Here is a 12,980-nt window from a genome sequence, read left to right on the forward strand (position 1 = left end):
AACCAACACCGCGCCGCAACGGAACCCCGCGCGGCGTTGCGTCAGCCGTGCTTAATTGAGCGCCGATGCGTCCACGTTCAGCCGCGGCAGGTCCTTCGCGACCAGCGGCGTCGCGGTGGCGCGTGCGGGCACCGCCTGCGTCACCATCTGCGTGCGCGGCTCGGCCCTCGGCACCGCCTGCACGGTCGCTGCGGCTGCGACGACTGGTGCGGCAAGCGGACGCGGACCGACCGGCACCAGCGCCGCCTGCGTGCGCCACGCGTCATACGCGCGGAAGAAATCGGTGAACGGCTGGTCGAGCAGTGCAAGCTGCGTCGTCGCAAAGCTCGCGAACTCCGCATCGGGCACGCCGGGCGCTGCCGCCAGCGCCTGCTTCGCCGCCGCACAGAAACCGGCGCGCGCGAAATCCTGCGACCAATAATTGTACAACCGCGTCATCGAGTCATCATAAGTGTCGCGCCAGTCGCCGCCGCGTGCCTTGAACTCCGTCGACAGCGTCGTCTCCGCACTCGCCAGCACCGACTTCCGCGCGGTCAGCATCGCGTTGTACGCCGCCGTGGTCTGCGCCTCGTCGGTGTCGCGGCACGCGAGCGCCGCGACGTTCAGCGCGGTTCGCAAGTGCCACACGGTCGCCGCGCCGGTCAGCGCACGGTTCGGGGTCGCATAGCTGCCGTCGGCCAGTCGGATCGGGATCACCATGCCGGGACGCCCGCCCTTCGGCATCTGCGGCTGCACGACCACCGGTGCAGGCGGCAACGTCGCCACCACCGGCGGCGGTGCGACCTTCGCGCATCCCGCGACCAGCGCGAGCGTGCTGACGACGACGATCTTGTGGAGCGGCAACCTACGCATCACGAATCCTTCCGGCCCCCCGGCAGAACCCGTTCTTACAAGGCGATTGGTTAACGCGCGGTAATCATGCGGCGAGCCGTGGCTGCGCTGACACGCCCGCCGTTGCTTATGCCGCCCGCGCGCGCAGCGCGTCCGCCGCTTGCGCCATCAACTGCGCGATGATGTCGGCGATCGGCTCTTCCTTGGTCACCATGCCCACCGACTGGCCCGCCATGACGCTGCCGTGCTCGACATCGCCGTCGATCACCGCGCGGCGCAGCGCCCCCGCCCAATAATGCTCGATCTCCAGCTGCGCCTCGACCATCGCGACCGCGCTCTCGTCCAGCCGCTGCGCCACCTCGCGCTGCTTGGCGGTGAACAGCTCTCCGCCTGCATTCTTGAGCGCGCGCACCGGGATGACCGGCAACCGCGGATCGATCTGCACACTCGCGACCGCATCGCGCGCCGAGGCACGGATGAACGCGCGCTTGAAGTTCGGATGCGCGACGCACTCGGTCGCGCAGACGAACCGCGTGCCGAGCTGCACCCCGGCCGCCCCCATGTCGAGATAGCCCGCGATCGCCTCGCCGCGCCCGATCCCGCCCGCGACGAACACCGGCACCTTGTCCGCAATATCGGGCAGCATTTCCTGCGCCAGCACGCTGGTGGAGACCGGGCCGATATGCCCGCCTGCCTCCATTCCCTCGATCACCAGCGCGTCGACGCCCGACCGGATCAGCTTCTTCGCCAGCGCCAGCGTCGGCGCGAAGCAGATCACCTTCGCGCCTGAAGCCTTGATCGCCTCCAGCGCGCCCTTCGGCGGCAACCCGCCCGCCAGCACGACGTGACCCACGCTGTGCCGCGCGCACACCGCGATCAACTCGTCGAGCTGCGGATGCATCGTGATCAGATTGACCCCGAACGGCCGAACGGTCAGCGCCTTCGTCGCCGCGATCTCGGCGTCGAGCAGCGCCGGCTTCATCGCGCCGCACGCGATCAGCCCGAACCCACCCGCGTTCGACATGGCGGCCACGAGGTTGCGCTCCGACACCCACGACATCGCCCCCGCCATGATCGCCATCTCGGACCCGAGAAAGGCGCATCCGCGTTCCATGCGTCGGGACAGGCGATCGGCGCCGGTGGTGTTCACATCGTTCATCAAGCGTCCCTAGCGCGCGCAGACCAGCGGAGAAAGCATGAAGCAGGCATCGGGCGAACTGACGATCGACACGCGCGGACAGGGCCTGGTCGAGGTCACCGATCAGGTCACGCGCTGGCTGGGTGACCAGGCGATCACGACCGGGCTGCTGACGGTGTTCTGCCGCCACACCTCCGCCTCGCTCCTCATCAACGAGAACGCAGCCCCCGCCGTCCGGCGCGACATCCAGCGCTATTTCGCGAAGGTCGCACCGGAATCGCACGACTACGAACACGATGACGAAGGCCCCGACGACATGCCCGCCCACCTGCGCACTGCGCTGACGGACGTGTCGCTATCGATCCCCATCGCCCACGGCGCACCCGTGCTAGGCACCTGGCAAGGCATCTACCTCTTCGAACACCGCGCCGCGCCGCATCGCCGCCGCATCGCGCTCCACGTCATCGGGGAGTGACCGCGCTGCTCGCCGGAGCGGCGGCGTTCGCCGATACGACCGCGCACGAACTCACCCGCTGCGTTGCCGCCGATCCCTCCACCGCGGGGCAGTTGATGTGCGAGGACGCCGCCCGCCGCCGCTATGACGCGCGCATGAACCGCGTCTACGCAGCACTGCTGCGCCGCCTGCCCGCGCCTGCGGCGGCCCGGCTGCGCATCGCGCAGCGCGCGTGGCTCGTTTTTCGCGACGCCGACGCCAACGCGCGATCGGCAGTGTACGCGACGCGCATCGGCACGATGTACGCACCGATGCAGGCCGCGGACTCCACTGCGATGGTCCGCGACCGCGCGCTGGCGCTGGAAAAGCAGCTGCGCGTGCTCTCGATCGACGACTGAGGCAGCGGTCAGTCGGTATGCGACGGCAGCGGCACCGCATCGCGCGGTCCCCGCGACAGATGGCAGGCTCCAGTGACGCGCGACCATCAATCGTCGCGCGTTGGTCAGCAGTACATCTGCCCTGCCGACGCGAGCCAGAGAGCGAAGGTTACGCCGCCTCGGCGTCCAGCCCATAGGCGGTGTGCAGCACGCGCACCGCCAGTTCGGTTTCGTCCTCGTGGATCAGCACGCTGACCTTGATCTCGCTGGTCGAGATCGCGAGGATGTTGATCCCGCGCGCGCCCAGCGTCTCGAACATCGTCGACGCAACGCCCGCGTGGCTGCGCATGCCGACACCGACGACGCTGATCTTCGCCACGCGCGTGTCGTGGATCAGCTCGCCGAACCCGATCTCGGCCCGCGCCTGGTTAAGCGCCTCGATCGATCGCGGCAGATCGGACGACGGCACCGTGAAGGTCACGTCAGTCGCGCTCGCCGACCCACTGCTGCGGTGCGCGATATTCTGGATGATCATGTCGACGTTGATGTTCGCCGCGGACAAAGGCGCAAAGATCGCCGCAACCGAGCCGGGCGTGTCGGGCACGCCCGTCAGCGTGATCTTGGCCTCGTTCTTGTCGTGCGCGATGCCGGTGATGAGCTGGCGTTCCACGTCTTCGATCTCCTCTTCGCCCACGATCATCGTGCCGGGCAATGTATCCGCCGCGGGTGCGTCGTCACCGGTCAGCGACGACAGCACCTGCACGCGCACCTGTTCCTTCATCGCGAGCCCGACCGAGCGCGTCTGCAACACCTTCGCCCCGACGCTCGCCAGCTCCAGCATCTCCTCGTACGTCACCTGGCGTAACTTGCGCGCGCGCGGCACGATGCGCGGGTCGGTCGTATAGACGCCGTCCACGTCGGTGTAGATGTCGCACCGGTCCGCCTTCATCGCCGCCGCGATCGCGACCGCGGAGGTATCCGACCCGCCACGCCCCAGCGTCGTGATCCGCCCGTCCTCGCTGACGCCCTGAAACCCCGGGATCACCGCGACCTCGCCCGCCGACAGGCTGGCGTTCAGCGCCTCGGTATCGATACCGCCGATCCGCGCCTTGGCGAACGCCTGATCGGTGTTGATCGGCAATTGCCATCCCAGCCACGACCGTGCCTTGACGCCCATAGCCTGCAACGCAATCGCGAGCAGCCCGCTCGTCACCTGCTCGCCCGAGGCGACCACCACGTCATATTCGCGCGGATCGTACAGCGGCGACGCCTCCCGGCAGAACCCCACCAGCCGATCGGTCTCCCCCGCCATCGCGGAGACGACCACCGCCACCTCGTTGCCCGCCTCGACCTCGCGTTTCACGCGCGCGGCGACCGAACGGATGCGCTCGATGCCTGCCATCGAGGTGCCGCCGAACTTCATCACGATGCGCGCCATGCCGCTGGTCCAAACGCCTTGGGGTAAGAGGGCGGTCCTGATAGGATCGGCACATGACGACCGCAACCGTAACAACCGCAACCACTTCCCCTCCCCAAAGATCGGAGGCGCACGCATCGGTGATCGATCGCGAGGCGGCGCATTTCGGGCGCATGGCGGTGGAATGGTGGGACCCGAAGGGCTCGTCGGCGATGCTTCACCGCCTCAATCCCGTCCGGCTCGGCTACATTCGCCAGCGCGTCGACAGCCACTGGGACCTGGATGACCGCAGCTTCGCGCCCTTACGCGGGCGCCGCGTGCTCGACGTCGGCTGCGGCGCCGGGCTCCTCGCCGAACCGCTCGCGCGGCTAGGCGCGCACGTCACCGCGATCGACGCGGCGGGCGAAAGCATCTCGGTCGCGCGCGACCATGCCTCGCGCCGCGGGCTCGCGATCGACTACCGCGTCGGCGGCGTCGAGGCGGCGGCGGGCGAACGCTTCGACCTCGTCACCTCGATGGAGGTGGTCGAGCACGTCTCCGACCCAGCCAGCTTCGTCCGCGGCCTCGCCGACGCGGTCGCGACCGGCGGTCTGCTTGTCATGTCGACGCCCAACCGCACGTGGCTGACCCGCCTCGCGCTGATCGAGGCGGCGGAGCGCACCGGCGTCATCCCGCGCGGCACGCACGATTGGGACAAGTTTCTCACCCCTGACGAACTCACCACGCTGATCCGCGACGCCGGGCTGGACGTGATCGACACCACCGGTCTGACGCTATCGGCAAAGGGCTTCGCGCTAGGCGAGTCGACGACGCTCGACTATTTCCTCACTGCGCGTCGCAAGTCCGATTCAACGAACGCCAGCGGCGCGATCGTCACCCTTCCAAATTCCGCGACGCTAACGCCGCCGGCCGTTCAAGCGACTGACCTCCAGCAGACAGTCGAGTGAACGCAAGATTTGGGTGAAGTAGAGTGGCTTGGCCGTCATGATGCACTAAGCTAAACTGTCAGGCTATACTTCAGTAGCCTTGAAACGATAAGCTCGCGTCGATTACCCGCGTATTGCAGCCTTCGTAGACGATTTCGCCCACTGCGGCGCATTCGAGCGGCACGTTCCGCTGATGACCGGGAACGACAGATCGTTGTTACGTGCCAGCGCTGCGGGCAGCGCCGCCTGACATTGCTGCACCGTGCTGTAACGAACCGGGTCGACTCGGACTTCGGTGCAGGCGGTGTTCGCGTCACCGCAGCCCATGATCGCCATGACGAAGAAGACAGCTTCCATCTTCGGCCTCCCTTATGTCATTCAAAACGTGAAGGTAGCTGCCAGGTTCCACACCAGCTATTGACAAACGCGCCGATCTACGCCGTTCCGGACCGACCTGCTCCATCAGAGCGCGCGCATTGACGCGGGCACCCGCGCGCACGACATCGGCGTCAATGCCGCCGCAAACATCCATCGCACCGGGTGCCGATCGCCCGCTGCTCCCAACCATCCGGCGCTTCCTGCCCGATCTTTGGCCCAGCGATGCGCCCGGCATGAAGCTGCGCGTCGCGGGCGCGCTCGTGCTCGTCATCCTGTCGAAGCTTGTGCAGGTCTACGGCGCGCCCTTCGCACTACAGGGCGCGATCGACGGCATGGGGGTCGCCCGCACGCCCGTCTCTCTCGTCGTGCTGCTGATCCTCGGCTACGCCGCGGCGCGCTTCGGCTCCACGCTGTTCGACAACTTACGCAACACCGTGTTCGAGCGCGTCGGGCAGGAAGCGACTCGACGCCTGGCCGCGCGCGTGTTCCGCCACCTCCACCAATTGTCGCTGCGCTTCCACCTCGAACGCCGCACCGGCGCGGTCACCAAGGTGGTCGAGCGCGGGACCAAGAGCATCGACACGATGCTCTACTTCCTCCTGTTCAACATCGCGCCGACGATCCTCGAACTGGCGCTTGTCGTCGGCATCTTCTGGGTGAAGTTCGGCTGGCCGCTCGTCGCCGCGACGCTGGTGATGGTCGTCGCCTATATTTGGTTCACCCGCATCGTCACTGACTGGCGCTCATCCTTGCGCGAGCGGATGAACGATCTCGATACCGGCGCGGTCGCGCACGCGGTAGATTCGCTCTTGAACTTCGAGACGGTCAAATATTTCGGTGCGGAGGAGCGCGAGGCACGCCGCTACGACGCCGCGATGCGCTCCTACGCCGATGCCGCGGTCAAGTCGGAGAACAGCCTCGCCTGGCTGAACGTCGGTCAGGCGCTCATCACCAACCTGATGCTCGGCGGCGGCATGGCGTACGTCGCCTGGGGGTGGAGCCAGGGGCGCTTCACCGCCGGCAATGTCGTGCTCGTCTCCACTCTCCTGTCGCAGCTGTTCCGCCCGCTCGACCTGCTCGGCATGGTCTATCGCACCATCCGCCAGGGCGTGATCGACATGGCCGCGATGTTCGACCTGATCGACACCCCGTCCGAGGTCACCGACGCCGCCGGCGCCCGCCCGCTGTCGGTCGCGCGCGGCCACGTCCGCTTCGAGGGCGTACGCTTCGGCTACGACGACGGCATGCCGATCCTGAAAGGCATCGACCTAGATGTCGCGCCCGGCAGCACGGTCGCGGTCGTCGGCCCTTCGGGTGCAGGCAAGTCGACGCTCGCGCGGCTGATGTACCGCTTCTACGACCTGACCGGCGGGCGGGTCACGATCGATGGGCAGGACATTTCGCACGTCACGCAGGCAAGCTTGCGCGCCGCGATCGGCATCGTGCCGCAGGACACCGTGCTGTTCAACGACACGATCGGCTACAACATCGCCTACGGTCGCGAAGGCGCGGCGCGCGCCGATATCGAGGGTGCGGCGAAAGGCGCCGCGATCGCCGGCTTCATCGAACGCCAGCCCGATGGCTACGACACCCGCGTCGGTGAGCGCGGGCTGAAACTCTCGGGCGGCGAGAAACAACGCGTCGCGATCGCGCGCACCCTGCTCAAGAACCCGCCGATCTTGATCCTCGACGAGGCGACCAGCGCGCTCGACAGCCGCACCGAGGCCGAGATCATGGACACGCTGGAGGCGATCGAGCGCGGCCGCACCACCATCGTCATCGCGCATCGGCTGTCGACGATCGTCCACGCCGACCAGATCGTCGTGCTGGAAGCGGGCGAGATCGTCGAGCGCGGCACCCACGCCGAGTTGCTCCGCCGCGGCGGCCTCTACGCCGAAATGTGGGAACGCCAGGCCAGCGAGCGCGAGGAAGCCGAGGCGGAAGCCGAAGCCGCCTGAACTTGCGCTACACCGTTCAGCACCACGTCAGCCCCGCTGCCCTAAATGTTACGCCATGTTTCGCCGCGCACTTGATGCCCGCCCCTCGTGGGTGCATTACGCGCACCATACACGCTCAAGAGGAACAACGATGCGCCTGCTCGCTGCCACTGCCCTGATGACGCTGATGTCGACCACTGCGATTGCCCAGACCGCCGCGCCGGCTCCTGCCGCCACGAGCACGACGCTGCCCGCCTCCAACCCGTTCGCGCAGCCGAGCACCTTGCCGTTCCAGGCACCCCCGTTCGACCGCATCAAGAGCAGCGACTATGCCCCCGCGCTCCTCGCCGGCATGGCGCAGCAACGCGCCGAGATCAACGCGATTACCCGCGCGCGCTCCGCGCCGACGTTCGAGAACACGATCGCCGCAATGGAACGCTCGGGCCGCCTGCTCGAACGCGCCAGCATGGCGTTCTACGGCGTCGTCGGCGCCAACACCGACGACACCTTGCAGAAGACGCAGGCCGATCTAGCACCGAAGTTTGCCGCGCATCAGGACGCGATCAATCTCGATCCCGCGCTCTTCGCGCGCGTGAAGACGCTCTACGACCAGCGCCAGTCGCTTCGCCTCAACCCCGAGCAGCTCCAGGTTCTGACGCTTACCTATGAGGGCATGGTCCGCGCCGGCGCGCAGCTGTCGCCGGCCGATAAGCAGACGCTCAGCCAGTACAACAGCCAGCTCTCGACGCTCGAGACCGCGTTCCAGCAGAAGCTGCTCGCCGCCGCCAAGGCGGGCGCGCTCGTCGTCGACGACAAGGCGAAGCTCGCCGGGCTTTCCGACGCCGAGATCGCCGCCGCTGCCGATGCCGCCAAGTCGCGCGGGATGGACGGCAAGTACGTCCTCACGCTCCAGAACACGACGCAGCAGCCCGAACTCGCGACGATGAAGGATCGCGCCACGCGCGAGGCGCTGTTCAACGCCAGCATCAACCGCGCCAACAAGGGCGACGCCAACGACACGCGCGACACCATCTCGCAGATCGCTTTGCTGCGCGCGCAGAAGGCCAAGCTGCTCGGCTTCCCGACCTGGGCCGATTACGTGCTGCAGGACCAGATGGCGAAGAACCCGAAGACCGCATTGGGCTTCATGCAGCAGCTCGGGACTCCAGTGGCCGCCGAGCAGCGCCGCGAGGCCGCCGAGCTTCAGGCGCAGATCAAGGCGACCGGCGGCAACTTCCAGCTCAAGCCGTGGGACTGGGACTTCTATTCCGAACAGGTCCGCAAGGCCAAGTACGACCTCAATCAGGACGAGCTGAAACCCTATTTCGAGATCAACAAGGTACTGACCGACGGCGTGTTCTACGCCGCCAACCAGCTCTACGGCCTCACCTTCAAGCGCCGCACCGACATTCCCGTCTACCAGCCCGACGTCATGGTCTACGAAGTAAACGAGGAGAACGGCACGCCAGTGGGTCTGATGTATTTTGATTACTGGAAGCGCGACAACAAGAACGGCGGCGCGTGGATGTCGAACTTCGTCAACCAGTCGCGGCTGAACGGCACCAAGCCGGTCATCTACAATGTCGGCAATTTCACCAAGCCCGCCGCCGGCCAACCCGCGCTCGTCAGCTTCGACGACGTAACAACGATGTTCCACGAATTCGGCCACGCATTGCACGGCCTCTTCGCCAACCAGACCTATCCCAGCGTCTCGGGCACCAACACCGCGCGCGACTTCGTCGAGTTCCCGTCGCAGTTCAACGAACATTGGGCGCTCGATCCCAAGGTGCTGCCGCACTATGCGGTCAACTACAAGACGGGTGCGGTGATCCCGCAGGCGTTGGTCGACAAGATCAAGCGCGCCGGCACGTTCAACTCGGGCTATTCCTTCGGTGAGGCACTCGCCGCGGCCGAGATGGACATGAGCTGGCACTCGCTGACCGCGGCACAGGGCAAACAGAACGCCGACGCGTTCGAGCAGAAGGCGCTCGCCGCCACCGGGCTTGACGTGGCGGACGTGCCGCCGCGCTACCGCTCGCCCTACTTCCTCCACATCTGGGGCAACGGCTATTCGGCGGGTTATTACGCCTACAGCTGGACCAAGATGCTGAGCGCCAACGCGTTTAACTGGTTCGAGCAGCATGGCGGCATGACGCGCGCCAACGGCCAGCGTTTCCGCGACATGGTCCTGTCGCGCGGCCACACGATGGATTACGCACCGATGTTCCGCGCCTTCAACGGCGCCGACCCGCAGGTCGCGCCGCTCCTCGCCGACCTCGGGCTCAACGCGGACGGGTCGCGCATCGCGCCCTCGACCGGCGCCACGCCGAACAGCGATGGCCCGGTTCCGACCGCACCCGCCCCGCGCTTGGCCGCGCCGGGCAAGACTGGCAAGTAACCCGCCGACCGATCTCCCCTCCCGATCACGGGAGGGGAGATCACCTCACCCCAGCATGTCGCGCATCTCGGGGTGCTTATCCATGTACGCCCGCACAAACGGGCATTGCGGCACAACCTTCAGTCCGCGATCACGCGCTGAATCAAGCGCTGCCTGGATCAGCTTCGTACCCACGCCGCGCCCCTCGATGGCGGGCGGCACCTCGGTGTGGGTGAAGACGATCGTGTCGCCCTCAAGTTGGTACGCCGCAACCGCGCGATAGCCGTCCACGGTCAGCTCGAATTCCTGCTCGGCCTTGTTGTCGATCACGCTCTTCATCCAGCACTCCCTTCGTCGCGCACCCCAACGCCCCGCCCCGCCCGCCTGTTGCGCCGACCGACCGCAATCCCGATAGGAGCGTCGTGCAAGACCCCCGGCTCGAACTACAGCGCATCTTCGGCTTTCCCGACTTCCGCGGCGTCCAGCGGCAGGTCGTCGATCGCACGCTTGGCGGGCAACGCACGCTCGCCGTCATGCCGACCGGCGCGGGCAAGTCGCTGACCTATCAGCTGCCCGCCGCGATGCTGCCGGGCACCTGCGTGGTCGTGTCGCCGCTGATCGCGCTGATGCACGACCAACTCCGCGCCGCCGAAGCGGTCGGCCTCGCTGCCGCCACGCTGACCAGCGTCGACGAGAATCGCGCAGAGACGATGCAGCGCTTTCGCGATGGCCAGCTCGACCTGCTCTACGTCGCGCCCGAACGCGCCTCCAACGCGAGCTTCCGCGACCTGCTCTCCGCCGCGCCGCTCGCGTTGTTCGCAATCGACGAGGCACATTGCGTCAGCGAATGGGGCCACGATTTCCGCCCCGACTACCGCCTGCTGCGCCCGCTGCTCGACAGCTTCCCCGATGTACCGCGCCTCGCACTCACCGCCACCGCCGATGCACACACCCGCGCCGACATCCTCGAACAGCTCGGCATCTCGGCAGAGGGGATGATCGTCGCCGGGTTCGATCGCCCCAACATCCGCTACACGATACAGCCCAAGGACAACCTCACCCGCCAGATCGCCGACGTGGTGCGCGACACGCGCGGCCCCGGCATCGTCTACGTCCAGACCCGCGCCGCGACCGAGAAGATGGCCGCCGCACTCGCCGCCACCGGCCGCCCGACCCGCGCCTATCACGCCGGGCTCGACCCCGCGATCCGCGCCAAGAACCAGCGCGATTTCGTCGCGTCAGAAGACATGGTGATGTGCGCCACCGTCGCCTTCGGCATGGGCATCGACAAGCCCGACGTCCGCTTCGTTGCGCACGCCGGGCTGCCCAAGTCGATCGAGGCCTATTACCAGGAAACCGGCCGCGCCGGCCGTGACGGCGACCCCAGCGTCGCGCATCTGTTCTGGGGCGCGGAGGACTTCGCCCGCGCACGACAGCGCATCGCCGAGATGGAGCCCGAGCGTCACGCCGGTGAACGCCAGCGCCTCGCCAGTCTCGGCGCGCTGGTCGAGACCGCCGGCTGCCGCCGCGCGATCCTGCTCCGTCACTTCGGCGAGGACCCGCCCGCCACTTGTGGCAATTGCGACAATTGCCTCTCGCCCCCGCGCTCGACCGACGCCACTGAGGTCGCGCGCAAATACCTTTCCGCGGTGTTCCGCACCGGTCAGATGTTCGGCTCGGGCTATATCGAGAGCGTGCTGACCGCCAAGTCGAGCGAGCGCAGCCTCATGAACGGCCACGAACAACTCTCGGTCTGGGGCATCGTCGAGGGCGAAGACGCCGCCTTGCTCAAGCCGGTCGGCCGCGCGCTGCTGCTGCGCGACGCGCTACGCACCAACCCGCACGGCGGGCTCGAATTCGGCCCCGCCGCGCGCGCGATCCTGAAGGGCGAGACCGACGTCGCGCTGCTCGAGGCACCCGCCCGCCCCAAGCGCCGCCGCGGCGGCGGCTCAGGCACGACCGCGAATCCCAGCGACGATCCGCTGTTCGAGGCGCTGCGCGCCCGCCGCCGCGACCTCGCCAAGGAGCAGGGCGTCCCCCCCTACGTCATCTTCCACGATTCGGTGCTGCGCGAGATGGCGGAGGCGCGCCCGCGCGACGCCTGGGCGCTTGGCCGCATCACCGGCGTCGGCCAGCGCAAGCTCGACGCCTACGGCGACGCCTTCCTCGAGGTCATCCGCGAGCACGCCTGATAGGCCAGCCACTCTCGCTTGATCGGGAGTGACGGCGGCCGATCAAACCCACACAAGCCTCGTGACGATCGCCCGATCATCTTCTATCGCGCCCACATGGACATCCGCCGCATCGACGCGCGCATCGCCGTCTCGCCCCAGATCGACCCCGCCGACATCCCCGCGATCAAGGCCGCGGGCTTCACCGCGATCGTCAACAACCGCCCCGACGGCGAGGAAGCCGCGCAGCCCAGCGGCGACGCGATCCGCGCCGCGGCGGAGGACGCCGGGCTCGCCTACACCGCGATCCCCGTCACCCACGCCGGCTTCTCGCACCCGCAGGTCGCCGCGATGATCGACGCGATTGCCCAAGCGAACGGCCCCGTCCTCGCCTACTGCCGCTCGGGCACGCGCTCGTGCAACCTCTGGGCGCTGGCGCAAGCCGGGCTCGGCGAGGATCACGACACTTTGGTCGAGCACGGCGCCGCTGCCGGCTACGACCTGAACGGTTTGCGCCCGCTGATGGACGCCGTCTCGCCCGATCGGAATGACGACAATCGGAGTGGCGGCGAGCAGTGATCGCGCCTGCGTTGAGGCCTGCGTGATGCTGGGGTTCGGCCGCCCCAATCGCCTGCTGCGCTCTCCCGACGAGGTGATTGCCGCGATCGCGGAAACACCCGTCGCCTTCACCGCGATCGACGCGCTCGTCTCCAACGACGGCCGTTCAGGGCTGGCGATCGACGCCGCGGGACAGGTGCTCGCCGTTCGCCTGCGTGGGCCACGCGCGCTCGCCTGCCTCGTGCCCTGGACTGCGCTGCGCCAGACGATCGAAGGGATTGTCATCGACGGCGACCGCCGCTTCGGCACCGTCACGCTGATCGGCATCAGCGCGCTCGACGTCCGGCGCCTCGGCCAGCCGCAGGCGCAAGAGGCGTAACTTTCCCCGCTCTCCACGCGTTCGCATCCGGACACAG

13 protein-coding genes are annotated in these 12,980 nt (G+C 67.7%); 8 read left to right on the plus strand and 5 right to left on the minus strand.

The window, feature by feature from the left end; all coding sequences use genetic code 11:
* Positions 1-51: 51 nt before the first annotated feature.
* Together SMN802W_RS16805 and SMN802W_RS0109660 are read right to left on the minus strand one after the other, a co-directional pair.
* The gene (locus tag SMN802W_RS16805) at positions 52-852 is read right to left on the minus strand and encodes a hypothetical protein (protein WP_156818812.1); all 801 of its coding nucleotides are present in this window, start codon (positions 850-852) and stop codon (positions 52-54) included.
* A 106-nt stretch (positions 853-958) separates the two neighbouring features.
* Entirely contained in the window at positions 959-1,990 is a 1,032-nt protein-coding gene (locus tag SMN802W_RS0109660; protein ID WP_019516704.1) for an NAD(P)H-dependent flavin oxidoreductase, read from the minus strand.
* A 37-nt stretch (positions 1,991-2,027) separates the two neighbouring features.
* Here SMN802W_RS0109660 and SMN802W_RS0109665 point away from each other — a divergent pair, with 37 nt between their 5' ends.
* Together SMN802W_RS0109665 and SMN802W_RS0109670 are read left to right on the plus strand one after the other, a co-directional pair.
* Complete coding sequence (locus SMN802W_RS0109665) at positions 2,028-2,444, plus strand: secondary thiamine-phosphate synthase enzyme YjbQ (RefSeq protein ID WP_019516705.1); 417 nt, start codon at positions 2,028-2,030, stop codon at positions 2,442-2,444.
* Complete coding sequence (locus SMN802W_RS0109670) at positions 2,441-2,821, plus strand: lysozyme inhibitor LprI family protein (protein WP_019516706.1); 381 nt, start codon at positions 2,441-2,443, stop codon at positions 2,819-2,821. Before SMN802W_RS0109665 ends, SMN802W_RS0109670 begins: the two co-directional genes overlap by 4 nt.
* A gap of 148 nt (positions 2,822-2,969) precedes the next feature.
* Here SMN802W_RS0109670 and SMN802W_RS0109675 read toward each other — a convergent pair whose 3' ends face one another.
* Positions 2,970-4,238, minus strand: a complete 1,269-nt coding sequence (locus SMN802W_RS0109675; RefSeq protein WP_019516707.1) for an aspartate kinase — start codon at positions 4,236-4,238, stop codon at positions 2,970-2,972.
* 53 nt (positions 4,239-4,291) lie between these two features.
* Between SMN802W_RS0109675 and ubiG the strand changes: the two genes are divergently transcribed.
* The gene (ubiG, locus tag SMN802W_RS16810; RefSeq protein WP_156818813.1) at positions 4,292-5,164 is read left to right on the plus strand and encodes a bifunctional 2-polyprenyl-6-hydroxyphenol methylase/3-demethylubiquinol 3-O-methyltransferase UbiG; all 873 of its coding nucleotides are present in this window, start codon (positions 4,292-4,294) and stop codon (positions 5,162-5,164) included.
* 102 nt (positions 5,165-5,266) lie between these two features.
* Here the strand turns inward: ubiG and SMN802W_RS0109685 are convergent, their stop codons facing one another.
* Positions 5,267-5,500, minus strand: a complete 234-nt coding sequence (locus SMN802W_RS0109685; protein ID WP_019516709.1) for a hypothetical protein — start codon at positions 5,498-5,500, stop codon at positions 5,267-5,269.
* A 155-nt stretch (positions 5,501-5,655) separates the two neighbouring features.
* On the opposite strand from SMN802W_RS0109685, the gene SMN802W_RS0109690 reads away from it, so the two are divergent.
* Positions 5,656-7,479 (plus strand): ABCB family ABC transporter ATP-binding protein/permease, encoded by a 1,824-nt coding sequence (locus SMN802W_RS0109690; RefSeq protein ID WP_019516710.1) that lies wholly within the window; start codon positions 5,656-5,658, stop codon positions 7,477-7,479.
* Positions 7,480-7,609: 130 nt separating this feature from the next.
* Positions 7,610-9,856, plus strand: coding sequence for a M3 family metallopeptidase (locus SMN802W_RS0109695; RefSeq protein WP_019516711.1), 2,247 nt, complete (start codon positions 7,610-7,612; stop codon positions 9,854-9,856).
* 45 nt (positions 9,857-9,901) lie between these two features.
* On the opposite strand, the gene SMN802W_RS0109700 is transcribed toward SMN802W_RS0109695, so the two are convergent.
* A complete protein-coding gene (locus SMN802W_RS0109700) occupies positions 9,902-10,174 on the minus strand; it encodes a GNAT family N-acetyltransferase (RefSeq protein ID WP_019516712.1) in 273 nt (90 codons plus the stop codon).
* Positions 10,175-10,257: 83 nt separating this feature from the next.
* Here SMN802W_RS0109700 and recQ point away from each other — a divergent pair, with 83 nt between their 5' ends.
* The 3 genes from recQ (at position 10,258) to SMN802W_RS16815 (ending at position 12,943) form a co-directional block, all read left to right on the plus strand.
* On the plus strand, positions 10,258-12,027 hold the full coding sequence (recQ, locus tag SMN802W_RS0109705) for a DNA helicase RecQ (protein ID WP_019516713.1): 1,770 nt from the start codon (positions 10,258-10,260) through the stop codon (positions 12,025-12,027).
* A gap of 96 nt (positions 12,028-12,123) precedes the next feature.
* The gene (locus tag SMN802W_RS0109710; protein ID WP_019516714.1) at positions 12,124-12,585 is read left to right on the plus strand and encodes a TIGR01244 family sulfur transferase; all 462 of its coding nucleotides are present in this window, start codon (positions 12,124-12,126) and stop codon (positions 12,583-12,585) included.
* A gap of 22 nt (positions 12,586-12,607) precedes the next feature.
* Positions 12,608-12,943, plus strand: a complete 336-nt coding sequence (locus SMN802W_RS16815; protein ID WP_156818814.1) for a hypothetical protein — start codon at positions 12,608-12,610, stop codon at positions 12,941-12,943.
* Positions 12,944-12,980: the final 37 nt, after the last annotated feature.

The organism is Sphingomonas sp. Mn802worker (genome assembly GCF_000382485.1).
In the GTDB taxonomy this organism is placed as follows: Bacteria; Pseudomonadota; Alphaproteobacteria; order Sphingomonadales; family Sphingomonadaceae; genus Sphingomonas.

What these genes read in the sequence shown, in the direction of transcription:
- SMN802W_RS16805 (WP_156818812.1), bottom strand. Translation starts at nt 852, where the DNA reads ATGCGTAGGTTGCCGCTCCACAAGATCGTCGTCGTCAGCACGCTCGCG.
- SMN802W_RS0109660 (WP_019516704.1), bottom strand. Translation starts at nt 1,990, where the DNA reads ATGAACGATGTGAACACCACCGGCGCCGATCGCCTGTCCCGACGCATG.
- SMN802W_RS0109665 (WP_019516705.1), top strand. Translation starts at nt 2,028, where the DNA reads ATGAAGCAGGCATCGGGCGAACTGACGATCGACACGCGCGGACAGGGC.
- SMN802W_RS0109675 (WP_019516707.1), bottom strand. Translation starts at nt 4,238, where the DNA reads ATGGCGCGCATCGTGATGAAGTTCGGCGGCACCTCGATGGCAGGCATC.
- ubiG (WP_156818813.1), top strand. Translation starts at nt 4,292, where the DNA reads ATGACGACCGCAACCGTAACAACCGCAACCACTTCCCCTCCCCAAAGA.
- SMN802W_RS0109685 (WP_019516709.1), bottom strand. Translation starts at nt 5,500, where the DNA reads ATGGAAGCTGTCTTCTTCGTCATGGCGATCATGGGCTGCGGTGACGCG.
- SMN802W_RS0109690 (WP_019516710.1), top strand. Translation starts at nt 5,656, where the DNA reads ATGCCGCCGCAAACATCCATCGCACCGGGTGCCGATCGCCCGCTGCTC.
- SMN802W_RS0109695 (WP_019516711.1), top strand. Translation starts at nt 7,610, where the DNA reads ATGCGCCTGCTCGCTGCCACTGCCCTGATGACGCTGATGTCGACCACT.
- SMN802W_RS0109700 (WP_019516712.1), bottom strand. Translation starts at nt 10,174, where the DNA reads ATGAAGAGCGTGATCGACAACAAGGCCGAGCAGGAATTCGAGCTGACC.
- SMN802W_RS0109710 (WP_019516714.1), top strand. Translation starts at nt 12,124, where the DNA reads ATGGACATCCGCCGCATCGACGCGCGCATCGCCGTCTCGCCCCAGATC.